Source organism: Streptomyces glaucosporus, from assembly GCF_039533345.1.
Classification (GTDB): Bacteria; Actinomycetota; Actinomycetes; order Streptomycetales; family Streptomycetaceae; genus Streptomyces; species Streptomyces glaucosporus.
In genome coordinates this window covers 64612-84965 of sequence record NZ_BAAATJ010000006.1, presented here as the reverse complement: position 1 = coordinate 84965, position 20354 = coordinate 64612, and the positions used below count along the sequence as shown (strand labels likewise).

The window sequence follows — 20354 nt, the reverse complement described above, 5'->3', positions numbered from 1 at the left end:
GGAACACGCGGTCGCCCGGGACCGGCGGGGCGGCGCCGGACGGCCGCCGGGCCCGGCCCCGTCCGGCGCCCGCCGGGCCGCCGTCAGACGGGCGGCCAGGGGATGGCGGGCCAGTCCCCTCCGGGCAGCGGGTGGCGGCCGGTGGCCAGGAGGCCGTCGACCCGCCCGCGCAGGGCGTCCAGTTCGGCGGGGGTGATCAGGCCGGCCAGCCGGGCGGTGAGCGGGGCGCCGTCGGCCAGTGCGGCGGCCAGGCCGCGCAGCGGCCCCAGCGTCTCGCCGGGCAGCGGCTCGCCCGCCCAGCCCCACAGCAGCGTGCGCAGTTTGTCGTCGGTGTGGAAGGTCACCCCGTGGTCGATGCCGTACAGCCGCCCGTCCGGGGCGGTCAGCAGGTGCCCGCCCTTGCGGTCGGCGTTGTTGATCACCGCGTCGAGGACGGCGAGGCGGCGCAGCCGCGCGTCGTCGGCGTGCACCAGCAGCGCGGTGCGTCCCTCCCCCACGCCGACCAGGCCGATGGCCTTCCAGCCCTCTCCGGGCTCGTCGCCCTCCACGAGCGCGAGGAGGCCGCCGGCCGCGTCCGCGCCGGCCCCTCCGTCCCCGTCCTCCCCGCCGCCGGGACGCTCCTCCCCGCCGTCCGGCGGCGGTCCGATCCACAGCTGGCACATGCCCTCGCCGTACGGGCCGTCGCGGAGCACGGTCGGCGGCACCAGGTGCCAGCCGAGCGCCTCGGACACCTCGTACGCCGCCACCTCGCGCTGCGCCAGGGTGCCGTCGGGGAAGTCCCACAGCGGGCGCTCGCCGCGCACCGGCTTGTAGACGCAGGGCACCTCGCGCCCGGCACGGGAGACCGTGCAGTACAGCACCGCGTTGGAGGCGTCGCGGAGGCGTCCGCGCACCGTCAGCTCGCCGTGGGCCAGCAGCCCGGCCGTCCCGTCCGGCGCCTCCCGGGCCGCCGGCGTCCCCGGCGTCACGACTGGCGGCGGTATCCGTTCTGGCGCGGGCACACGTGTCCTTCCGGGTCGAGGGGCAGGCTGCACAGCGGGCACGGCGGACGGCCCGCCCTGACGACGTCCATGGCGCGTTTGGCGAAGGCCCGGGCCATCGCCCCGCTGATTCTCACGCGCAGCACCGGAGGGCCGTTCTCGTCGTCCCGCAGCAGCCGCTCCTCGGCCTCGACGAGGTCCTCCTCGGACTCCACGTCCAGCTCGACCAGGGCCTGGGCCTCCACCACCACGCACTCCTCCTCGCCGTCCCAGGCGAGTGCCATGGTGCCGACCCGGAACTCCTCCTCGACGGGGGTCTCCAGGGGCGCGGTGTCGGCGGTGTCGGCGGGCGCGACGGCCGGGACGGGGGCGCTGCCGCCGGTGCGCCGCACGACCTCGTCCAGGAGTTCGTCGATGCGTTCGGCGAGCGCCTCCACCTGTGCCTTCTCCAGGGCGACGCTGGTGGTGCGGCCGGCCGCGGACGCCTGGAGGTAGAAGGTGCGGCGGCCAGGCAGCCCGACCGTACCGGCCACGAAGCGTTCCGGGGGGTCGTAGAGGAACACCTGACGGGACACGTCCTGCTCCATCGGGTCGACTGCTGGGTCACTGGCACCCTACTGCGCCCGGCGATCACCGTGCCGACCGCCGTGCTCCGTCGGGGCCCTCCCTCAGGCCCCGCCCCCCACGGCGGCGGTCCCGCCGCCCCCGGCCTGCGGCACGCCGGTGCCCGCGTCCTCCCCGCGCGGGGCGAGGGAGGAGAGGTCACCGGTGTCGCCCAGCCGCAGCAGGAAGGGCCGCAGCGGGGTGTAGCGGATGACGGTGACCGAGCAGGGCTCGACGTGGACGCGCTGGAAGAGGTCGAGGTGCATCCCCAGGGCGTCGGCGACCAGGGCCTTGATGACGTCGCCGTGCGAGCACATCAGGTAGGCGGCGTCGGCTCCGTGCTCCTTCTCGATGCGCTCGTTCCAGTCGCGCACGGCCTCCACCGCTCTGGCCTGCATGCCGCGCATCGTCTCGCCGCCGGGGAAGGCGACGGCGGAGGGGTGCTGCTGGACGGCGGCCATCAGCGGCTCGTCGTTCAGCTCGGCGAGTTTGCGGCCGGTCCAGTCGCCGTAGTCGCACTCGTTGATCCGCTCCTCGGTGTGCAGCGGCAGCTCCGGCCGGGCCTGTGCCAGCGGGGCCAGGGTCTGGCGGCAGCGTTCCAGCGGGCTGTGGACGGCGGCGGCCAGGGGGAGCGGGGCCAGGCGGCCGGGGAGCGCGGCGGCCTGGGCGGTGCCGTGCTCGTCCAGGTGGACGCCGGGGGTGCGGCCGGCGAGCAGCCCGGAGGTGTTGGCGGTGGACCGGCCGTGCCGGACGAGGAGCAGCGTGGGCATGGCAGCCAGCGTAGGCGAGGACCGCGGAACCGTCCTCACCCGTACGGCGTCCCCGGTCGGGCACGATGGGCCTGTGACAGTGGACTGCGCCATCTACCGCGACGGGCTCCGCACCGAGGGCCCCGCGGACCCGGCCGGGGCGGTCTCGGCGGCCCGCGCGGCCGGCGACGCCTTCCTGTGGATCGGCCTGCACGAGCCGTCGGAGGAGGAGTTCGGCTCGGTCGCCGAGGCGTTCGGGCTGCACCCGCTGGCGGTGGAGGACGCCCTCTCGGCCCACCAGCGCCCGAAGCTGGAGGTCTACGACGACTCGCTGTTCCTGGTGCTCAAGCCGGTGGGCCACGACGGCGCGGCGGACACGGTGGAGACCGGGGAGCTGATGCTGTTCCTCGGCGACTCCTTCGTGGTGTCCGTGCGCCACGGCGGCATCGACCCCCTGGGCCGGGTGCGGGAGCGCCTGGAGCGGGATCCCGGGGTGCTCCGGCACGGTCCGGCCGCCGTGGTGTACGCGGTGAGCGACGCGGTGGTCGACCACTACGTGGAGGTGGCCGCGGAGCTGCACGCGGCCCTCGACGCGCTGGAGGAGCGGGTCTTCACACCGGGCGGCCCGGACGGGCGCGGCGCCGCGGGCCGCATCTACGCCTTCAAGCGCCGGGTGCTGGAGTTCCGCCGGGCCTGCGGGCCGCTGGTGGAGCCGATGGAGCGGCTGGCGGGCGCCGGGGTGCCGTTCGTCCCGGAGCGCTCGCGTCCGTTCTTCCGCGACGTCCACGACCACCTGGTCCGGGTGAACGACCAGGTCGAGGGGCTGGACCGGCTGCTGTCGGACATCCTGTCGGCCCATCTGGCGCAGGTGGGCGTCCGGCAGAACGACGACCTGCGCAGGATCTCGGCGTGGGCGGCCGTGGCCGCGGCTCCGACCATGATCGCCGGGGTCTACGGGATGAACTTCTCCCGCATGCCCGAGCTGGGCCATCCGCTGGGCTACCCGGCGGTGACGGTGCTGATGGCCGCCGTGAGCGCCGGCCTGTACCTGCTGTTCAAGCGCCGGGGCTGGCTGTAGCGGCGGGGCCGGGCGGCACGCCGGCGCCGGCGGTCCGGTCGGGCGGGGCGGGGCGTTCGAACGGGACGAGGCCCGCGGTGCGGTACCGGCCGGTCAGCCGCTCCAGCGCGTACACCGCGTGGACGCGCGCCTCCAGGACCACCGACCTCGCCATCCGCCAGCCCAGCAGGTGGCCCAGGTGGGCCAGCAGGGCGAGGGCGGCGTCGTGGTGGGCGCGGGCCTCCGCCAGCGCGTTCTCCCGCAGCAGCAGCCGGACGGCGGCGCCGTGCCCGGTGCGGACGAACCGCAGCAGGCCCTCCCGGCAGTAGGCGAGGTGGTCCCGCTTGGTCCGGGCGACCTCCCGCACCAGGCGGGCGGCCTCCGGGTCCCCGGGGAGGCGTTCGGCCACCGGCGCGAGCCATGCGGCGGCCCGGCTCTCGGCGGCGTACGCGTGGGCCAGGTGGGCGATGACGTCCCGCTCGTTCAGGGGTTCCCCGCGGTCCAGTTTGACGTGCGCCGGGCAGGCTCCCCGCCGTTCCAGGAGCAGGGCGTGGTCGGCCTCGGGCGGCACGGCGACCGTCTCCAGGCCGCGCCTGCCGGGCAGTTCGCCCAGCAGGCGGGCGTTCCTCTCCTGCCGGGCGCCGTGGCGCGCCATGCCGGGCGCCAGATCGCGCCGGGCGGGGGGGACGGACGCGGCGACCCTGCCGTTCCCGCGGCCGTTGCGGGCCTCGGCGCCGACGGCCAGGGAACACAGCAGACGGAAGGAGGCGTCGTCGTCGAGGGCTTCGCGCAGCAGGTCTTTTGTCCAGGGCATGACCGGTACCTCCGTGGACGTGTCCGCAGAAGTCGAGTCAAACGGGACGCCCGGTCCGCGGCAACAGCTCACCGCGCCCCTTGGGCCGAACGGAGGGTTCCCCGCCGGGGCCGTAACCCGCGGCGGAGCCGGGCGTTGTGCCCTGCGACGGCCGTGGCGGGGAGGACCCCGAGCCCCCACCACGGCCGTGAACACGTCCCGGGGACGCCCGGCGCGGGCGCGTCCCTCAGGAGGCGACTCCGGAGCGCTCCAGCGCCTCCACGCCGGCCCGCAGCGCGGCGATCCGCTCCTCCAGGGTGAAGCCCGCGGGCGAGAGCGACAGGGTGGTCACCCCGGCCTCGGCGTAGGCCCGCATCCGGTCGGCGATCCGGTCGACCGGCCCGAGCAGCGCGGTGGAGTCGATGAGCTGCCGGGGCACGGCCGCCGCGGCCCCCTGCTTGTCGCCGGACAGGTACTTGTCCTGGATCTCGGCGGCCTCCTTCTCGTACCCCATCCGCTGGGCGAGCCGGTTGTAGAAGTTCTGCTTGCGGCTGCCCATGCCGCCGACGTACAGCGCGGTGTACGGGCGGAAGGTGTCGGCCAGCGCGTCGACGTCGTCGCCCACGGCCAGCGGCACGGTGGGCGCCACGTCGAAGCCGTCGAGGGTCTTGCCCGCCTTCTCGCGTCCGGCGCGCAGCGCGCCGAGCGTGGTCTCCTCGGCGTGCTCGGGCGAGAAGAAGATCAGCAGGGCGCCGTCGGCGATCTCGCCGGTCTGCTCCAGGTTCTTCGGCCCGATGGCGGCGATGTACAGCGGGATGTGCTCGCGGACCGGATGCACGGTGAGCTTCAGCGGCTTGCCGGGGCCGTCCGGCAGCGGCAGCGTCCAGTGCTCGCCGGAGTGGGTCAGGCGCTCGCGGGACATCGCCTTGCGGATGATCTCCACGTACTCGCGGGTGCGGGCGAGCGGCTTGTCGAACCGCACCCCGTACCAGCCCTCGGAGACCTGCGGTCCGGAGACGCCGAGGCCGAGCCGGAAGCGCCCGCCGGAGAGGGTGTCGAGGGTGGCGGCGGTCATGGCCGTCATGGCGGGGGTGCGGGCGGGGATCTGGAAGATCGCCGATCCCACGTCGATCCGCTCCGTCTGCGCGGCGACCCAGGCCAGCACGGTGGCGGCGTCGGAGCCGTAGGCCTCCGCGGCCCAGCAGACGGAGTAGCCGAGACGGTCGGCCTCCCTGGCGACCGCGAGATTGTCCGCGTCCATCCCGGCTCCCCAGTAGCCGAGGTTGATCCCGAGCCGCATCCGCGTCCCCTTACCGATCAGTAACGTTCTTGTCCCCGGGACTCTAGCGCGCGGCCGCAAGTACGCTCAACGCCCATGGAGCACAGGCACGTGGGCCGCACCGGCCTCCGCGTATCCCGGATCGGGCTCGGCACCCTCACCTGGACGCGGGACACCGGGGAGAGGGAGGCGGCCGGCCTGCTGAAGGCCTTCTGGGAGGCGGGCGGCACCCTGGTGGACACCGCCGACGTGTACGCCGACGGAGGCGCCGAGTACCTGCTGGGGCGGCTGATGGCCGATCTGGTGCCCCGCCGGGACCTGGTGATCGCCACCAAGGCGGGCGGCGTGCCCGACCCGGACCGCCGCTTCGACTGCTCGCGCGGCCACCTGCTGGCCGCGCTCGACGCCTCGCTGGAGCGGCTGGGCACCGACCACGTGGACCTGTGGCAGATCCACGCCTACGACCCCTTCACGCCCCTGGAGGAGACCCTCCAGGCGATCGACACCGCGGTGAGCAGCGGCCGCGCCCGCTACGCCGGGGTGGCGGGCTTCTGCGGCTGGCAGCTCGCCAAGGCCGCCGCCTGGCAGCTCGCCTCGCCCGGGACGCGCACCCGGCTGGCCAGTACGCAGATGGAGTACTCGCTGCTCCAGCGCGGGGTGGAGCGGGAGGTGCTGCCCGCCGCGCTGGACCTGGGGGTGGGGCTGCTGCCGTCCTCGCCGCTGGGGCGGGGCGTGCTCACCGGCAAGTACCGCGACGGCACGCCGCCGGACTCGCGCGGGGCCTCGGAGCACCTGGCGCCCTTCGTCGCGCCCTACCTCGACGACGCGGCGGCGCGGATCGTGGACGCGGTCGCCACGGCGGCCGACGGGCTGGCCGTCACCCCGCTCCAGGTGGCGCTCGCCTGGGTGCGGGACCGGCCCGGGGTGGTCGCGCCGATCGTCGGCGCGCGCACGTCGCGGCAGCTCGACGAGGTGTTGTCGGTGGAGAGCCTTACTCTTCCTGACGAGATCCGCCGGGCGCTGGACGACGTGTCGGCCCCGGTGCACCGCTATCCCGACCACGACTGGAGCACGCTGTGACCGCGTCCGGTGCCGAGGACCCAGACGACGCCAGGGGCGGAACCGCCCGGGACACCCCCCGGACCGCCGCCGGGGAGGCGTCCCGGAGCGGAGACGCGAACGAGACCGGCGGGGCCGCCGGGGCGGGCGCGGCGGGCAGGGCGGACAAGGCCGCCGAGCTCATGGCCGCCGTGCGCGCCGTGGAGAGCGGCGAGCGCTCCGCGGCCGAGTTCTTCGCCGAGCCGAAGCCCGCGCCCCGGCGTCCCGCACCCGCGCGGCCCGCGCCCGCGCCCGGTGCGCGTCCGGCGCCGGCCGGTCCCGTGGCGGTGCCCGCGGGCGTCACGGCGCTGCTCGCCGGGGGCGGCGCGCCCGAGGCCCTGGGCGAGGGGGCCGTGGAGGTCCTGGGCGAGGGGGCGGAGGAGGTGCTGCGCGCGGACCCGTGGCAGCTCCTGGCGGTCCCCGGCGTGCGGCCGGAGCAGGCGGACGGCTTCGCCCGCGCGCTGCTGGGCGCCGAGTGCGGACCCGGCGACGAGCGGCGCACCCGGGCCCTGGCCGTGTGGCTGCTGGAGCGGGCCGCGCGGGCCGGGCACACGGTCCTGCCGCTGGAGGCCCTCGTCCGGGAGCTGGCCCGGCACACCGTGCCGGATCCGGAGGAGGCGGTGCGCGAGGCGGTCGACTCCGGCGCGGTGCTGGCCTTCGAGGACACCGGGAACACCGAGAACACCGGGAACACCGGGGACGCCGGACGCTCCGGCGGCGGGGACGCCGGGGAGGAGGGGGACGAGCGGCCGGTGCGGCTGCTGCTGGGCCTGGACCGCCACGCCCTGGCCGAGGAGAGCCTGGCCGAGGGCCTGGCCCGGCTGGCCGGCACCTTCGCCGCGCCCGGCGGCGAGGAGGCGGAACGCTGGGAGGCGGCCGCGGCCGCGGCGCCCGTCCCGTCGGCGGCCGAGCTGGTCCGGGCGTCCGCGCGCAGCGCCCTGGTCGTGCACACCGGCGCCGAGGCCGCCCGAGCCGAGCCCGCGGCGCTCGTCGCGGCGGCCCGGTCGCTGGGTCTGCGGGCGTACGCGGCGGCCCACGGCGAGGACGGCAGGCGGCGGCTGGCGGAGCTGCTCGGCAACGGTGACGGCGGGGATCCGGCGGCCGTGACCGTGGACGGGCTGCTGACCGGCCAGGAGGGCCCCGGGCGGGACGAGGAGGGCGCGTACGCGCTGGACCTGCTCGCCGTGCTGGACGCCCCCCAGCTCGACACCGAGCGGGCGGCGGCCCTGGTGGAGGCGATGCCGGACGGCGCGCGGCTGGTGCTCAGCGGGGACCCCCACCTGCTCGGCTCGGCGGGGCCCGGCCAGGTGGCCGCCGACCTGGCCGCGGCGCGCTTCTGCCCGCAGGTGGTCTCCCGCACGCCGGACCCGGGCCCGATCGGCGAGCTGGTCTCGGGCGTCGGGATCGGCGAGCTGGGCGAGGTGGAGGCCCCCGGCCGGGAAGTGGTGATCGTCCCCGTGCGCGACGCCGGGGAGGCGGTGCACCGCACCGTGCAGCTGGTCGCCGACTCGGTGCCGAGGGCCATCGGGGTGCCCGCGGAGCGGACCCAGGTGATCACCCCCGGCCACGGCGGCGCCGTGGGCACCCGGGTGCTCAACGCCGCGCTCAAGGAGCGGCTGAACCCCGGCCCCGGCCGGTTCGGCGGGTTCGACCCCGGTGACCGGGTGGTCCACTCCCCCGCCCCGGGCCGCGCCGCGTTCGGCACGGTCGTCTCCGCGGACGCCGAGGGGCTGCACCTGGAGTGCGCCGGGCGCAGGGTCACCGTCCCCCGCGAGCGGGTGGCCCGCGCCGTGCGGCACGGCTGGGCGGTCACCGCCCACCAGGCCGTGGGCACACGCTGGCCGGCGGTCGTGGTGGTGCTGCCGGGCGACGCGGTCCCGGCCCTCGACCGGGCGTGGGTGTACACCGCGTTCGGGCGCGGCGAGCGGCACCTGTCCGTGGTGCACGGCGTGGGTCCGGCGCTGCCGAAGGCGGTGGCGGAGGTACCGGCCCGGCAGCGCACGACCCGCCTGCGCGCGCTGCTGCGCGCGCAGGCGGCGGTGCGGGAGCCCGGAGCGGCGGACTAGCCGGCCGCGGTCCCGGAGGGGCCGCGGCCCGGGCCGTCCCCGTCCTCCTCGGGGGCGGCCTCCTCGAACTCGTCCTCTTCCGGTCCGTCCTCTTCCGGCTCGTCCTCTTCCGGTCCGTCTTCCTCCGGCTCGTCCTCCTCGAGCGCGAGGCCGTCCTCGGGTTCCTCCACGGCCATGCCGTAGAAGCCGTCCTCCTCGTCGAAGACGGCGCTGACGTCGAAGCGGCACACGACCCGCTCCGGATCGGCCGACTCGAAGGGGGCGCCCAGCCACTCCCCGGGCTCGGGGGGCTCGTCGCCCGCGATCACCCACAGGGTGGAGTCGCCCTCCTCCAGGCCGAACTCCCTGTGGCGGGTGGCGATCTCGTCGGGCTCGTACTCGCCGAACAGCACTCCGAGCGCGGCGTGCACGCCGCTTCCCGCGAAGGGGCCCTCCAGCGCCTCCGTGTCGCCGTCCACCGAGTCCGGGTCGAGTTCGGTGACCCGCTGTGCCTGGGCCATCAGCCGCTGCGGCTCGGCGACGGTGTAGTCGCGGCGGATGAAGACGCTGAGGGTGCTGGGCTCCTCCGGTCCGGTGTAGGCGGGCATGCTCTCCCCGCCGGGGACCTCGAAGGGGGTGACCTCGTCGTAGACGTCGTACAACAGCTCGTCGTAGGCCTCCCCCGCCGCGGCGAGTTCGTCGAACGCGGCGAGGACGGCGGCATCCGCCCGGGCGGCCTCGGCGGCCGTGCCTCCTCCGGCGGACCGTCGCTCGACGGCTTCGAGGTGACGGTCCAGCGCGGTCTTCAGCGCTTCGGCGGCGGCTCGTACCTCGGCAGCGCTGGGCTGCGCAGCATCAGACATAGTGCAGACGCTATCCGTACCGGGGCCCTGCCCGCACAATAGATGTGATGCCGGAATACGAATTTCGCGATGTGTACGTCCCTCGCGGGGTTTCCCGCAAGGCCGCCACACGCCTGCTGACCGAACACGCCGAGTACGGACACTGGGAACTGGACCGATTGAGGCTGAACTCCGACGGCAGCCGCCAGGTGCGGCTGCGGCGGCGGATCATCCGCCAGTTGCGCGCCACCTGGTGACGCGGCCCGTACGAGGAGCGGGCCCCGGCCCCCGGCAGGGGGCGGGACCCGCTCCTCGTGCTGTGTCTCCGTTCGCCCCGCCGGCGGTCAGCGCCGTGCGGTGCGGGCGCGCCGGTAGAACAGGGTGCCGCCGAGCAGCGCACCGGCGCCCAGCGGGAGGAGCGTGCCCAGCGCGGGTGCGCCGGTGTCCGCCAGCACGCCCTCGGGCGCGTGCGGAGCGGGCCGCTCCGGAGCCCGGGTGTCCGGCCCGGGCTTCTCGCCGCCCGGCTTTCCGGGCTTCTCGGGCTTCCCGCAGTCGTCCCCGTCGCCCTTGCCGTCCTCCTTCTCGCACTCCGGGTCGTCGGGCGTGCCCGGCTTCCCGGGCTTGCCCGGCTCCTCGGGGTCGCCCGGCTTCTCCGGCTCCCCGGGCTCGCCCGGCTCGCCGGGTTCGTGCCCGGAGTCGCCGTTGGAGCATCCGTTGCCGGTGGAGGGGTTCAGCGCCCCGATCACACTGATCGTGTTGCCGCAGGCGTTCACCGGGACGTCCACGGGGATCTGGACGGTGTTGCCGCTGGCGATGCCGGGGGAACCCGCGGCGACGCCCCGGGCCCCGGTGTCCTGCCCGTGTCCGCCGTCGTGCTCCCCGCCGTTCCCGCCGTGGTGTCCGCCGTCGTGCTCCCCGCCGTAGCCGCCGTCGTACCCTCCGTCGTGGCCGCCGTCCCACTCGTGGCCCCCCGGGTACCAGTCGTGGCCGGGGTTCTCGTACCCCCCGTCGTGACCGCCGTACCCGCCGTGGTGGCCGCCACCGTGGTAGTGGTGGGAGCCGCCGTTGGCGCACGCGTTGCCGGAGGAGGAGTTGAGAGCGCCCACGCCCGTCACGGTGTTGCCGCAGGCGTTCACCGGCGCGTATACGGGGGCCTGGACGGCGTTCCCCGAACCGATGCCCGGGGAGCCGACGGCGGCGCCCCGGGCGCCGCTGTCCGCGTGGGCGTAACCGCCCGACACGGCCAGCACTCCGCCGGCCGCGGCGATGGTGATCAGGCCCTTCCTGGTGACCTGTCGCATGTGTACTTCCCTGCCCTCTGCTGATGGGGTGCCTTGCGATCTGCGCCGGGCCGCGACCGGAGGGCGCTTGGGCCTCTCCGTCCGCCGAAACAGCGGCCCCGGAGCGCATGGCGCGCACTCCGGGGCCGCCGTGCGCCGGACTCACCGGCCCGGCCGCGACGTCAGTGGTTGACGCAGACGTTGCCGAAGGCGGGGTTCAGCGCCCCGATCACGCTGATCGTGTTGCCGCAGACGTTCACCGGGACGTGGACGGGCACCTGGACGACGTTGCCCGAGACGATTCCGGGGGAACCGAAGGCGGCGCCCTGGGCGCCGGAGCTGGCGGAGGCCACGCCCGCACCCGCGAGCACGAGACCGCCCGTGGCAGCCGCGACAGCGACGACCTTCTTGATCATTCTTCCTCCTTGTTGGCAGTGCGATCCCAGCCGCGGACCGCACTCCCTGTAACGACAACGGAGGAACCGGGCTACGGCCCATGGACGCTTTCACCCGTCCCGGTGACGGCCGCACACGGTGGCGAATTACCGGGGCACCCGGCGCGGGGCGTCAGCAGTGGTCGATGAAGCGGTCCAGGACCCGCACGCCGAACCGCAGCCCCTCCACCGGGACCCGTTCGTCCACGCCGTGGAACATCCCGGCGAAGTCCAGCTCCGGCGGCAGCTTCAGCGGGGCGAAGCCGAAGCAGCGGATGCCCAGGTCGTCGAAGGACTTGGCGTCGGTGCCCCCGGAGAGCATGTACGGCACGGCGCGGGCGATCGGGTCCTCGGCCCGCAGCGCGGTCTGCATGGCGTCCACCAGGGCGCCGTCGAAGGTGGTCTCCACCGCCTTGTCGCTGTGCACGTCCTCGCGCCTCACCCGCGGGCCCAGGATCCGGTCGAGGTCGGCCAGGAACTCCTCCTCGTGGCCGGGCAGGAAGCGGCCGTCGACGTGGGCGGTGGCCTGGCCGGGGATGACGTTGACCTTGTAGCCCGCGCCGAGCATCGTCGGGGCCGCGGTGTTCCGCAGGGTCGCTCCGATGAGCTTGGCGATGCCGCCCAGCTTCTCCAGCGTGGTGTCCATGTCCTCGGGGTCCAGCTCGACGCCGAGGGCGTCGGAGAGCTCGTCGAGGAAGGAGCGGACCGTCTTGGTCACCCGCACCGGGAACCGGTGCCGTCCCAGGCGCCCGACGGCCTCGCACAGCTCGGTGATCGCGTTGTCGGTGTTGGTCATCGAGCCGTGCCCGGCGGTGCCCTCCACCGTCAGGCGCATCCAGTGCATGCCCTTCTCGGCGGTCTCCACCAGGTACAGCCGCAGCTTCTCGTTGACGGTGAAGGAGAAGCCGCCGACCTCGCCGATCGCCTCGGTCACGCCCTCGAACAGCTCCGGGTGCCGGTCCACCAGGTACCGCGCGCCGTAGGTGCCGCCCGCCTCCTCGTCGGCGAGGAAGGCCAGCACGATGTCGCGCGGGGGCCTGCGGCCGCTGCGCAGCCGGTCGCGGACGACCGCCAGCGTCATCGCGTCCATGTCCTTCATGTCGACGGCCCCCCGGCCCCACACGCAGCCGTCGGCGATCTCGCCGGAGAACGGGTGGTGGGTCCAGTCGCCGGCGTTCGCCGGGACGACGTCGGTGTGGCCGTGGATGAGCAGGGCGGGCCGCGAGGGGTCCTCGCCCTCGATCCGGGCGACGGTCGAGGCCCGTCCGGGGTGCGACTCGATGATCCTGGGCTCCAGTCCCACCTCCGCGAGTTTCTCGGCCACGTACTCGGCCGCGGCCCGCTCCCCGGGCCCGGAGTGGTCCCCGTAGTTGCTGGTGTCGATCCGGATGAGATCGCGGCACAGGCCGACGACCTCGTCCTCGCCCCTGACGGTGTCCGCCGCGGTCGCGCTCGGCTCGCTCACACTGCCTCCTCCTGTAGCGGGATCGCCCCATCCTCCCGCCTCGGGGCCCCTCCGCGCAGCAGCGGGTGTGATCGCCCTCCCCCGCTCCAGTGCTATGGTTTACACGTCGCCGCGGCAGTGACCGGCGGCGCACACCTCGTCCGGGTGGCGGAATGGCAGACGCGCTAGCTTGAGGTGCTAGTGCCCTTTATCGGGCGTGGGGGTTCAAGTCCCCCTCCGGACACCGATGACGCAGCGTCCCCCGTGGGTCTCCCACGGGGGACGCTGCGTCGTGCGCGGAATCCTCCGGGCCGCGGCGGGCGTCGTGCGGGCCCGGACGCCGGAGGTGCGCGGCGGAAGGCCCCGGCCTGCCGCCGCGCTCCCGCCCGGCCGTGCTCCCCGGAGCCCCGCCCGCGGCGCGGCCCGCCGTCCGCGTCCCCACTCCCGTGCTCCCTCGTGCGCCGCCGGCCGGCGGTTTCCGGCCATGCGTTCCCCGCCGCAGACGGTTCCGGCGGCGGTCGCGAATGCGGGTCGGGGCGCGGGCGGGCCGCCCGCGCTCAGCCGACGGCCTTCGCCGCCGCGCGGCCGGCGGTGCGGCCGGAGAACAGGCAGCCGCCCAGGAAGGTGCCCTCCAGGGAGCGGTAGCCGTGCATGCCCCCGCCGCCGAAGCCGGCCGCCTCGCCCGCGGCGTAGACGCCGGGCAGCGGTTCGCCGCCCTCGGTGAGGACGCGCGAGGACAGGTCGGTCTCCAGGCCGCCGAGGGTCTTGCGGGTCAGGATGTTCAGGCGGACGGCTATCAGCGGGCCCGCCTCGGGGTCCAGCAGGCGGTGCGGCGGGGCGACCCGGATCAGCCTGTCGCCGAGATAGGCGCGGGCGCCGCGGATGGCGGTGATCTGGAGGTCCTTGGTGAAGGGGTTGCCGATCTCCCGGTCGCGGGCGGTGATCTCGTGCCGGAGGGCCTCCTCGTCGATCAGGCCGTCGCCGGTCAGCGCGTTCATGCCGCGCACCAGGGCGGACAGGTCGCGTTCGACGACGAAGTCGGGGCCCTTGTCCATGAAGGCGCGCACCGGTCCGGGCGCCCCGGAGCGGGCGCGGCCGAGGACCTGGCGGACGCTGCGGCCGGTGAGGTCGGGGTTCTGCTCGGAGCCCGAGAGCGCGAACTCCTTCTCGATGATCTTCCGGGTGAGGACGAACCAGGTGTACTCGTAGCCGGTCCGCATGATGTGCTCGAGGGTGCCGAGGGTGTCGAAGCCGGGGAAGAGCGGCACCGGCAGCCGCTTCCCCGTGGCGTCGAGCCACAGGGAGGACGGGCCGGGGAGGATGCGGATGCCGTGGCGGGCCCAGACGGGGTTCCAGTTCTCGATGCCCTCGGTGTAGTGCCACATCCGGTCGCGGTTGACGATCCGGCCGCCGGCCCGCTCGGCGATGCCGAGCATCGCGCCGTCGACGTGGGCGGGGACGCCGGAGAGCATCCGCCGGGGCGGGGGGCCCAGGCGCTCGGGCCAGTTGGCGCGGACCAGGTCGTGATTGCCGCCGATGCCGCCGGAGGCGACGATCACGGCCTGCGCGCGCAGTTCGAAGGTGCCGGCCACCTCGCGGCTGCTGGCGGTGCCGCGTTCGGCGCCGCTGGGGGCGAGCACCTCGCCGGCGATGGTGTCCACGGCGCCCGCGCTGCGGGCCAGGGAGGTGACGCGGTGGCGGAACCGCAGGTCCACCAGGCCCTTCGCGGCCCCCTGCCGCACCCGCCGTGCGAAGGGCTCGACCAGGCCGGGCCCGGTGCCCCAGGTGATGTGGAAGCGCGGCACCGAGTTGCCGTGGCCGGTGGCGTCGTAGCCGCCGCGCTCGGCCCAGCCGACCACGGGGAACAGCCGCACGCCCCGGGAGCGCAGCCAGGCGCGTTTCTCGCCCGCGGCGAAGTCGACGTACGCCTCGGCCCAGCGGCGCGGCCAGGCGTCCTCCTCCCGGTCGAAGCCGGCCGTGCCGAGCCAGTCCTGCCAGGCCAGTTCTCGGCTGTCGCGGATGCGCAGGCGGCGCTGCTCGGGGGAGTCGACGAGGAACAGGCCGCCGAAGGACCAGTGCGCCTGGCCGCCGAGCGACGCCTCGGGCTCCTGGTCCAGCAGGATCACCCGGCGTCCGGCGTCGGCCAGTTCGGCGGTGGCCGCGAGTCCGGCCAGGCCCGCCCCGATCACGATCACGTCGGCGTCGTACGCCATCTGCCCACCCGTCCCTCGGCTCGTCCGCGCTGGTGAACCGGAGAGTAACCCCCCGTCCGGGCGGGCGGCACCCCTGTGGGAGGCCCGGATGCGTTTGGATGGCCGTATGACCGACGAGACGGCGGGCAGGGCCGCGGACGAGCTGCTGGACATCGTGGACGAGCACGACCGGGTGGTCGGGCAGGCCCCGCGCGGGGTGGCCACCGCGCGCCGGATGCGGCACCGGAGCGTCTCGGTCCGGGTGCGGGACGCCGAGGGGCGGATCTTCGTCCACCGCCGCACCCCGGAGAAGCTGGTCTTCCCCTCGATGTACGACGTGGTGGTCGGGGGCGTGGTGGGCGCCGGCGAGAGCTACGACGAGGCGGCCCTGCGGGAGGCCGAGGAGGAGCTGGGGGTGAGCGGGCTGCCGCGCCCCGAGCACCGGCTGACGTTCCTCTACGAGTCGCCGGAGCACACCTGGTTCCTGTCCGTGTACGAGGTGCGGTGCGAACTGCCGGTGGCCCCGCAGCCGGAGGAGGTGGCCTGGTGGGCGTTCCTGCCCGAGGACGAGGTGGAGCGGCGGCTGCCGGAGTGGGACGTGGTGCCCGACGGCCTGGAGTGCCACCGGCGGCTGCGGGAGTGGCACCGGGCGCACGGGGGCGGGGAGCCCCGCCCGGGTTCGGCGTAGGGTCGGAGCGTGATCGACAGGTTCCGGACGGCGGCGCGGCTGTGGTGGGCGCCGGAGCGCCTGCGGGCCGAGGGCACCACGCCCGACTACCGGTTCTCCCTGGCCAACGAGCGGACGTTCCTGGCGTGGATCCGCACCGCTCTGGCGCTGGTCGGCGGCGGGCTCGCGGTGGACCAGTTCCTGACCGGGATGCGCCCGGGTGCGCGGACGGCGATCGCCGTGGTGCTCCTGGCGGGCGGCGCGCTGTGCGCGGTGCGGGCGGTGAACCACTGGCTGCGCACCGAGCGGGCGATGCGGCGCGGCGAGGACCTGCCCCTGTCCCGCTTCCCCGTGCTGCTGGCGCTGGGCACGGCGCTGGCCGCGCTGCTGGTGGTGGCCGGTGTGGTGCTGGGAGGGCTCGGCCGGTGAGCCGGGGGCGGGGGCCCGGGGCCGGGACGGGCGCCGGGGGCGTGCGGGACCCGGCCGTACGGGATCCGGCCGCGCAGCCGGAGCGCACCCGGCTGGCGTGGCGGCGCACGGCGCTGGCCTTCGCGGTGGTCGTGGTGCTGGCGGTCCGCCGGGCGGTCCGGGAGGGGGGCGTGCCGGCCGGGCCGGCCGTGCTCGCCGCGTCGGCCGTGCTCGCGTGGGCGGTGGTCCTGGCGGTGGCCGGTCTCCGCGTCCGCGCCCTGGCGGTGCCCCGGCCCGGCCCCCTGGGCGTTTCCGCGGTCGCCGCGGTGGCCATCTGTACGCTGACGGTGCCGATCTGTGGGGTGGTGGTGTGGCTGTGGTGAGCCCGCTCGTCGTGGTGATGGGTGTGTCCGGTTCCGGCAAGACGACGGTGGGCACGGCCCTGGCCGAACGGCTGGGCGTGCCGTACGCGGAGGCCGACGACTTCCACCCGCCGGAGAACGTGGCGAAGATGGCCTCGGGCGTTCCGCTGACCGACGAGGACCGGCGTCCCTGGCTGGACGCGATCGCCGCCTGGCTGGAGGAGCGGGGGGACGGCGGCGGCGTGGTCACCTGCTCCGCCCTCAGGCGCCGGTACCGCGACCGCCTCCGCCGGGCCGCTCCGGAGCTGTTCTTCGTCCACCTGCACGGCTCGCCGGAGCTGATCGCCGGGCGCATCGCGCGGCGCAAGGGGCACTTCATGCCGCCCGCGCTGCTGAGGTCCCAGATCGAGACGCTGGAGCCGCTGGGGCCGGACGAGAGGGGCGCCGTGGTGCCCGTCGACGGGACGCCCGAGGAGACCGTCGCGCTGGCCTACGCCGCCGTGCCCCGCTGACGCCGCGCCCGGCCGCTTCCTCAGGGGTGCCTCGCCGCCGCCCCGACGCCGCCTCGCCGACGCCTCGGGCGGCGGGCGGGGGGGCGGCCGCCTCACCGGCCCTCCGGTTTTCCGGCCCCGCCCTGGACTCCATACCGACTGGTCGGCATCATGACGGGGAACGTCACGCCCCCTCTCCCCGCGAGGAGCATCCGATGAACGAGCACCATCCACCGGGCCTCGACCCCGTGCGGCTGCGCGCGCACCTGGACCGCGAGCGTCCCGGACTCGTACGGGGAGAGCTGAGCGCGGAGCTGATCGAGGGCGGGCGGTCGAACCTCACCTACCGGGTGACCGACGGGACGTCCCGCTGGGTCGTCCGGCGTCCGCCGCTGGGCCACGTCCTGGCCACCGCCCACGACATGGCCCGCGAGCACCGGGTGATCAGCGCGCTGGACCCCACCGGCGTCCCCGTCCCCCGCGCGGTGCTGCTGTGCGAGGACGAGTCCGTCCTGGGGGCGCCCTTCTACGTGATGGACCACGTGGACGGCACGCCGTACCGCACTGCCGAGCAGCTCGTCCCGCTCGGCCCGGAGCGCACCCGCGCGCTGGTGCTCTCCCTGGTGGACACGCTCGTCACGCTGCACTCGGTCGATCCCGCCTCGGTGGGGCTGGACGGCTTCGGCCGCCCCGAGGGCTTCCTGGAGCGGCAGCTGCGGCGCTGGGGCAAGCAGCTCGGCGCCTCCCGCAGCCGCGACCTGCCGGGCATCGACGAACTCCACGCCGCGCTCGGGAGGCGGCTGCCGGCCTCTCCCGCCCCCGCGATCGTCCACGGCGACTACCGGCTCGACAACGTGCTGGCCGACGCGGACGACCGGATCGCCGCGGTCCTGGACTGGGAGATGTCCACGCTCGGCGACCCGCTCACCGACCTCGGGCTGCTGGTGATGTACAGCGCCCGGCGGCACCTCCCCGGCTCGCCCGTCGCGACCACCGGCGCGGCCCCCGGCCACCCGGAGCCGCGGGAGCTGGTCGAGCGGTACGCGGCCGGCTCGGGCCGCGACGTGTCGGACATCGCCTGGTACACCGCCTTCGCGTACTTCAAGCTCGCCGTGATCCTCGAGGGCATCCACTACCGCTACACCCTCGGGCAGACCGTCGGCGCGGGCTTCGACCGCATCGGCGACCTCGTCCCGGTCTTCGTGGACAGCGGCCTCACCACCCTTCAGGAGGGCTAGCCATGGACTTCGGATTCGACGCCCGCACCGAGGAGCTCCGCAAGAGGCTGCTGGCCTTCATGGACGAGCACGTGTACCCGGCGGAGGCGGTGGCCGACGAGCAGCGCGCGGCGCTGGACTCGCCGTGGCAAACGCCCCCGGTGGTGGAGGAGCTCAAGGCCGCCGCGCGGGAGCGGGGGCTGTGGAACCTCTTCCTGCCCGACTCCGAGTACGGCGCCGGGCTGACCAACCTCCAGTACGCGCCGCTGGCGGAGATCACCGGCCGCAGCCCGCAGCTCGCCCCGACCGCGACCAACTGCGCCGCCCCGGACACCGGCAACATGGAGGTGCTGGCGCAGTTCGGCAGCGAGGAGCAGCGCGAGCGGTGGCTGAAGCCGCTGCTGGCCGGCGAGATCCGGTCGGCCTTCGCGATGACCGAGCCGGAGGTGGCCTCCTCGGACGCCACCAACATCGAGACGCGGATCCGGCGCGAGGGCGGCGAGTACGTCGTCACCGGCCGCAAGTGGTACATCTCCGGGGCGATGAACCCCGACTGCGCGGTCTTCATCGTGATGGGCAAGACCGACCCGGACGCCGCCGACATCCGCCGCCAGCAGTCGATGGTGCTGGTGCCGCGCGACACGCCCGGCGTGGAGGTCCGGCGCGCCATGAAGGTCTACGGCTACGAGGACCACTGGCACGGCGGGCACGCCGAGGTCGTCTTCCACGACGTGCGGGTCCCGGCCTCGAACCTGATCGGCGAGGAGGGCGGCGGGTTCGCCATCGCCCAGGCGCGGCTCGGTCCCGGCCGCATCCACCACTGCATGCGGCTGATCGGCATGGCCGAGCGGGCGATCGAGCTGATGTGCCGCCGCGCCGTCTCCCGCACCGCCTTCGGCAGGCCGCTGGCCGCGCAGGGCGTGGTGCGGGAGTGGATCGCCGACGCGCGGGTGACGGTGGAGCAGCTCCGGCTGCTGGTGCTCAAGACGGCGTGGCTGATGGACACCGTCGGCAACCGCGGCGCGCACACCGAGATCCAGGCCATCAAGATCGCGGTACCGCGCGCGGTCGTGGACATCCTGGACCGGGCGGTGCAGCTCCACGGCGCGGGCGGCGTCAGCCAGGACTTCCCGCTGGCGGAGCTGTGGGCGTCGGCCCGCACCCTGCGCCTCGCGGACGGTCCGGACGAGGTGCACCAGCGCTCCCTGGCCCGCCGCGAGCTGAAGCGGTACGAGCGGGGCTGAGGAGCGCCCGGGCGCGGTGCTCCGGGGGACGGGCCGGTCCTCCTGGGCCGGGGGACGGTCAGCCGCTCACCGTGATGTTGGAGTTGCCGCTGCTCTGGTAGCCCTCGGTCGCCATGATCATGTAGTAGTTGAAGCTGCCCAGGCGCATGCCGGCCCGGGACCAGGCGTCGAAGTGGTTGCCGGTGGTGATGGTGCCGCCGGTCCGCTTCTGCTGCCGGACGCTCCAGTACTGGTTGAAGGTCCTGGTCCCCTCGACGGAGGGGGCGTTGTACCGCGTCGTCTGGTAGATGTCGTACGTGCCGCCGTCGCTGTAGACGGTGCCCTTGTACGACCCGGTGGGCCGGTAGGTGCCCCAGTTGTCGACGATGTAGTACTCCACCAGCGGGTTCGAGGTCCACCCGTAGAGGCACAGGTAGGCGTTGCCGGAGGGGTTGAAGCTGCCCGAGTAGTACACCGTCCTGCGGCTGCCGTTGCTCCAGCCCTTGCCGATGACGAAGTTGCCGGTGTTCCGCCACGAGGTGCTGTAGTTGCCGCCCGATCCCAGGGTCGCGGAGACCGTGCCGGGGGCGTCGGTCCAGAACGAGTAGAAGAACCCGTTGTGGGTGCCGGTCTGGTTCGAGGTGATGGTCTGTGCGTGGGCGATGCCGGTGCCGGGGAGCATCAGCCCGGACGTGGCCACCGCCAGGGCGCCGGCGCGGCCGATGAAGCCTCTGCGGCTCATCTGCCGGGGGGTGGGGGCGTCGTTCCTGTGCATGCTTCCTCCTTGCGAAGGCCGGCCGGGGGCCGGACAGCGTGATGCGGCGCGGCGGAGCCGTCGGCGGCCTGGGAGGGCCGCCGCGCGCCGGCGTCGCATCGACGACGGTGGGGGGATGGCCGGTCGCCATGCGGCGGGCGACCGGAGAACCGGGGCACCACGGCGCCCCGGATCGACAGCGTTGGGGTCTGTCGATGGCGACAGTTTTGGGTCGGCCCACCGGGTTGTCAACGGTTCTCGCAAGGATTACGGAAACCCGATCACGGCTGAAAATCTCCCGCGGGGTCATCTCCCCTGTTCACAGACCTGCCTGACTGACTTCCCCATCGAATCGCCCTATGGGAGCCCTGGCTTGGGAGCAAAGGGCCGGGCCGAAAGTATCGGAAGTTCCGGAGAGCTTCCGGAACGCATGGCA

General features: G+C 75.0%; 21 protein-coding genes and 1 tRNA gene. 11 read left to right on the top strand and 11 right to left on the bottom strand.

The features are described from left to right. Nucleotides 1-83: 83 nt before the first annotated feature. From ABD358_RS09500 to ABD358_RS09490, 3 genes are all read right to left on the bottom strand, one after another. Entirely contained in the window at nucleotides 84-1001 is a 918-nt protein-coding gene (locus ABD358_RS09500) for an SCO1664 family protein (RefSeq protein WP_425576283.1), read from the bottom strand. Next, complete coding sequence (locus ABD358_RS09495; protein WP_344630447.1) at nucleotides 965-1555, bottom strand: DUF3090 domain-containing protein; 591 nt, start codon at nucleotides 1553-1555, stop codon at nucleotides 965-967. Before ABD358_RS09495 ends, ABD358_RS09500 begins: the two co-directional genes overlap by 37 nt. A gap of 93 nt (nucleotides 1556-1648) precedes the next feature. Continuing rightward, the gene (locus tag ABD358_RS09490) at nucleotides 1649-2353 is read right to left on the bottom strand and encodes a histidine phosphatase family protein (RefSeq protein ID WP_344630446.1); all 705 of its coding nucleotides are present in this window, start codon (nucleotides 2351-2353) and stop codon (nucleotides 1649-1651) included. Nucleotides 2354-2426: 73 nt separating this feature from the next. Between ABD358_RS09490 and ABD358_RS09485 the strand changes: the two genes are divergently transcribed. Beyond that, nucleotides 2427-3410: a magnesium and cobalt transport protein CorA gene (locus ABD358_RS09485; protein WP_344630575.1), complete on the top strand. Its 984-nt coding sequence runs from the start codon at nucleotides 2427-2429 to the stop codon at nucleotides 3408-3410. On the opposite strand, the gene ABD358_RS09480 is transcribed toward ABD358_RS09485, so the two are convergent. Beyond that, nucleotides 3388-4203, bottom strand: coding sequence for a ferritin-like domain-containing protein (locus ABD358_RS09480; protein ID WP_344630445.1), 816 nt, complete (start codon nucleotides 4201-4203; stop codon nucleotides 3388-3390). The genes ABD358_RS09485 and ABD358_RS09480 overlap by 23 nt on opposite strands. 226 nt (nucleotides 4204-4429) lie before the next feature. Further along, nucleotides 4430-5482 (bottom strand): LLM class F420-dependent oxidoreductase, encoded by a 1053-nt coding sequence (locus ABD358_RS09475; protein ID WP_344630444.1) that lies wholly within the window; start codon nucleotides 5480-5482, stop codon nucleotides 4430-4432. A gap of 75 nt (nucleotides 5483-5557) precedes the next feature. Here ABD358_RS09475 and ABD358_RS09470 point away from each other — a divergent pair, with 75 nt between their 5' ends. Continuing rightward, complete coding sequence (locus ABD358_RS09470; RefSeq protein ID WP_344630443.1) at nucleotides 5558-6541, top strand: aldo/keto reductase; 984 nt, start codon at nucleotides 5558-5560, stop codon at nucleotides 6539-6541. Continuing rightward, entirely contained in the window at nucleotides 6538-8625 is a 2088-nt protein-coding gene (locus tag ABD358_RS09465) for a helix-hairpin-helix domain-containing protein (protein ID WP_344630442.1), read from the top strand. Before ABD358_RS09470 ends, ABD358_RS09465 begins: the two co-directional genes overlap by 4 nt. Here ABD358_RS09465 and ABD358_RS09460 read toward each other — a convergent pair. Beyond that, the gene (locus ABD358_RS09460; protein WP_344630441.1) at nucleotides 8622-9467 is read right to left on the bottom strand and encodes a hypothetical protein; all 846 of its coding nucleotides are present in this window, start codon (nucleotides 9465-9467) and stop codon (nucleotides 8622-8624) included. The two genes, ABD358_RS09465 and ABD358_RS09460, sit on opposite strands and share 4 nt — an antisense overlap. A 47-nt stretch (nucleotides 9468-9514) precedes the next feature. Between ABD358_RS09460 and ABD358_RS09455 the strand changes: the two genes are divergently transcribed. Further along, nucleotides 9515-9703, top strand: a complete 189-nt coding sequence (locus ABD358_RS09455) for a DUF5703 family protein (protein ID WP_093662929.1) — start codon at nucleotides 9515-9517, stop codon at nucleotides 9701-9703. An 87-nt stretch (nucleotides 9704-9790) separates the two neighbouring features. On the opposite strand, the gene ABD358_RS09450 is transcribed toward ABD358_RS09455, so the two are convergent. The 3 genes from ABD358_RS09450 to ABD358_RS09440 form a co-directional block, all read right to left on the bottom strand. Then, nucleotides 9791-10747 (bottom strand): chaplin, encoded by a 957-nt coding sequence (locus ABD358_RS09450; RefSeq protein WP_344630440.1) that lies wholly within the window; start codon nucleotides 10745-10747, stop codon nucleotides 9791-9793. 161 nt (nucleotides 10748-10908) lie between these two features. Continuing rightward, complete coding sequence (gene chpH, locus ABD358_RS09445; protein WP_344630439.1) at nucleotides 10909-11142, bottom strand: chaplin ChpH; 234 nt, start codon at nucleotides 11140-11142, stop codon at nucleotides 10909-10911. Between the two features lie 151 nt (nucleotides 11143-11293). Further along, nucleotides 11294-12625: a M20/M25/M40 family metallo-hydrolase gene (locus ABD358_RS09440; protein WP_344630438.1), complete on the bottom strand. Its 1332-nt coding sequence runs from the start codon at nucleotides 12623-12625 to the stop codon at nucleotides 11294-11296. 138 nt (nucleotides 12626-12763) lie between these two features. Here ABD358_RS09440 and ABD358_RS09435 point away from each other — a divergent pair. Beyond that, nucleotides 12764-12848, top strand: a tRNA-Leu gene (locus ABD358_RS09435). Between the two features lie 313 nt (nucleotides 12849-13161). On the opposite strand, the gene ABD358_RS09430 is transcribed toward ABD358_RS09435, so the two are convergent. Next, nucleotides 13162-14817, bottom strand: coding sequence for an FAD-binding dehydrogenase (locus tag ABD358_RS09430; protein ID WP_344630437.1), 1656 nt, complete (start codon nucleotides 14815-14817; stop codon nucleotides 13162-13164). A gap of 106 nt (nucleotides 14818-14923) precedes the next feature. On the opposite strand from ABD358_RS09430, the gene ABD358_RS09425 reads away from it, so the two are divergent. The 6 genes from ABD358_RS09425 to ABD358_RS09400 all read left to right on the top strand — a co-directional run bounded on the left by ABD358_RS09425 (nucleotide 14924) and on the right by ABD358_RS09400 (nucleotide 19185). Beyond that, a complete protein-coding gene (locus tag ABD358_RS09425) occupies nucleotides 14924-15484 on the top strand; it encodes an NUDIX domain-containing protein (RefSeq protein ID WP_344630436.1) in 561 nt (186 codons plus the stop codon). 12 nt (nucleotides 15485-15496) lie between these two features. Continuing rightward, nucleotides 15497-15892: a YidH family protein gene (locus tag ABD358_RS09420; protein WP_344630574.1), complete on the top strand. Its 396-nt coding sequence runs from the start codon at nucleotides 15497-15499 to the stop codon at nucleotides 15890-15892. Then, a complete protein-coding gene (locus tag ABD358_RS09415) occupies nucleotides 15889-16254 on the top strand; it encodes a DUF202 domain-containing protein (protein WP_344630435.1) in 366 nt (121 codons plus the stop codon). The genes ABD358_RS09420 and ABD358_RS09415 overlap by 4 nt, the downstream gene beginning before the upstream one ends. A gap of 17 nt (nucleotides 16255-16271) precedes the next feature. Next, nucleotides 16272-16745, top strand: a complete 474-nt coding sequence (locus tag ABD358_RS09410) for a gluconokinase (RefSeq protein WP_344630573.1) — start codon at nucleotides 16272-16274, stop codon at nucleotides 16743-16745. A 194-nt stretch (nucleotides 16746-16939) separates the two neighbouring features. Beyond that, a complete protein-coding gene (locus ABD358_RS09405; protein ID WP_344630434.1) occupies nucleotides 16940-17962 on the top strand; it encodes a phosphotransferase family protein in 1023 nt (340 codons plus the stop codon). 2 nt (nucleotides 17963-17964) lie between these two features. Further along, the gene (locus ABD358_RS09400) at nucleotides 17965-19185 is read left to right on the top strand and encodes an acyl-CoA dehydrogenase family protein (protein ID WP_344630433.1); all 1221 of its coding nucleotides are present in this window, start codon (nucleotides 17965-17967) and stop codon (nucleotides 19183-19185) included. Nucleotides 19186-19243: 58 nt separating this feature from the next. Here the strand turns inward: ABD358_RS09400 and ABD358_RS09395 are convergent, their stop codons facing one another. Further along, on the bottom strand, nucleotides 19244-19939 hold the full coding sequence (locus ABD358_RS09395) for a glycoside hydrolase family 11 protein (protein WP_344630432.1): 696 nt from the start codon (nucleotides 19937-19939) through the stop codon (nucleotides 19244-19246). Between the last annotated feature and the right edge of the window lie 415 nt (nucleotides 19940-20354).

Excerpts from the sequence above, each read along its gene's own strand:
- ABD358_RS09410 (WP_344630573.1), top strand. The coding sequence starts at position 16,272 with ATGGGTGTGTCCGGTTCCGGCAAGACGACGGTGGGCACGGCCCTGGCC.
- ABD358_RS09490 (WP_344630446.1), bottom strand. The coding sequence starts at position 2,353 with ATGCCCACGCTGCTCCTCGTCCGGCACGGCCGGTCCACCGCCAACACC.
- ABD358_RS09480 (WP_344630445.1), bottom strand. The coding sequence starts at position 4,203 with ATGCCCTGGACAAAAGACCTGCTGCGCGAAGCCCTCGACGACGACGCC.
- ABD358_RS09395 (WP_344630432.1), bottom strand. The coding sequence starts at position 19,939 with ATGCACAGGAACGACGCCCCCACCCCCCGGCAGATGAGCCGCAGAGGC.
- ABD358_RS09430 (WP_344630437.1), bottom strand. The coding sequence starts at position 14,817 with ATGGCGTACGACGCCGACGTGATCGTGATCGGGGCGGGCCTGGCCGGA.
- ABD358_RS09455 (WP_093662929.1), top strand. The coding sequence starts at position 9,515 with ATGCCGGAATACGAATTTCGCGATGTGTACGTCCCTCGCGGGGTTTCC.
- chpH (WP_344630439.1), bottom strand. The coding sequence starts at position 11,142 with ATGATCAAGAAGGTCGTCGCTGTCGCGGCTGCCACGGGCGGTCTCGTG.
- ABD358_RS09450 (WP_344630440.1), bottom strand. The coding sequence starts at position 10,747 with ATGCGACAGGTCACCAGGAAGGGCCTGATCACCATCGCCGCGGCCGGC.
- ABD358_RS09400 (WP_344630433.1), top strand. The coding sequence starts at position 17,965 with ATGGACTTCGGATTCGACGCCCGCACCGAGGAGCTCCGCAAGAGGCTG.
- ABD358_RS09460 (WP_344630441.1), bottom strand. The coding sequence starts at position 9,467 with ATGTCTGATGCTGCGCAGCCCAGCGCTGCCGAGGTACGAGCCGCCGCC.
- ABD358_RS09475 (WP_344630444.1), bottom strand. The coding sequence starts at position 5,482 with ATGCGGCTCGGGATCAACCTCGGCTACTGGGGAGCCGGGATGGACGCG.
- ABD358_RS09470 (WP_344630443.1), top strand. The coding sequence starts at position 5,558 with ATGGAGCACAGGCACGTGGGCCGCACCGGCCTCCGCGTATCCCGGATC.
- ABD358_RS09405 (WP_344630434.1), top strand. The coding sequence starts at position 16,940 with ATGAACGAGCACCATCCACCGGGCCTCGACCCCGTGCGGCTGCGCGCG.
- ABD358_RS09425 (WP_344630436.1), top strand. The coding sequence starts at position 14,924 with ATGACCGACGAGACGGCGGGCAGGGCCGCGGACGAGCTGCTGGACATC.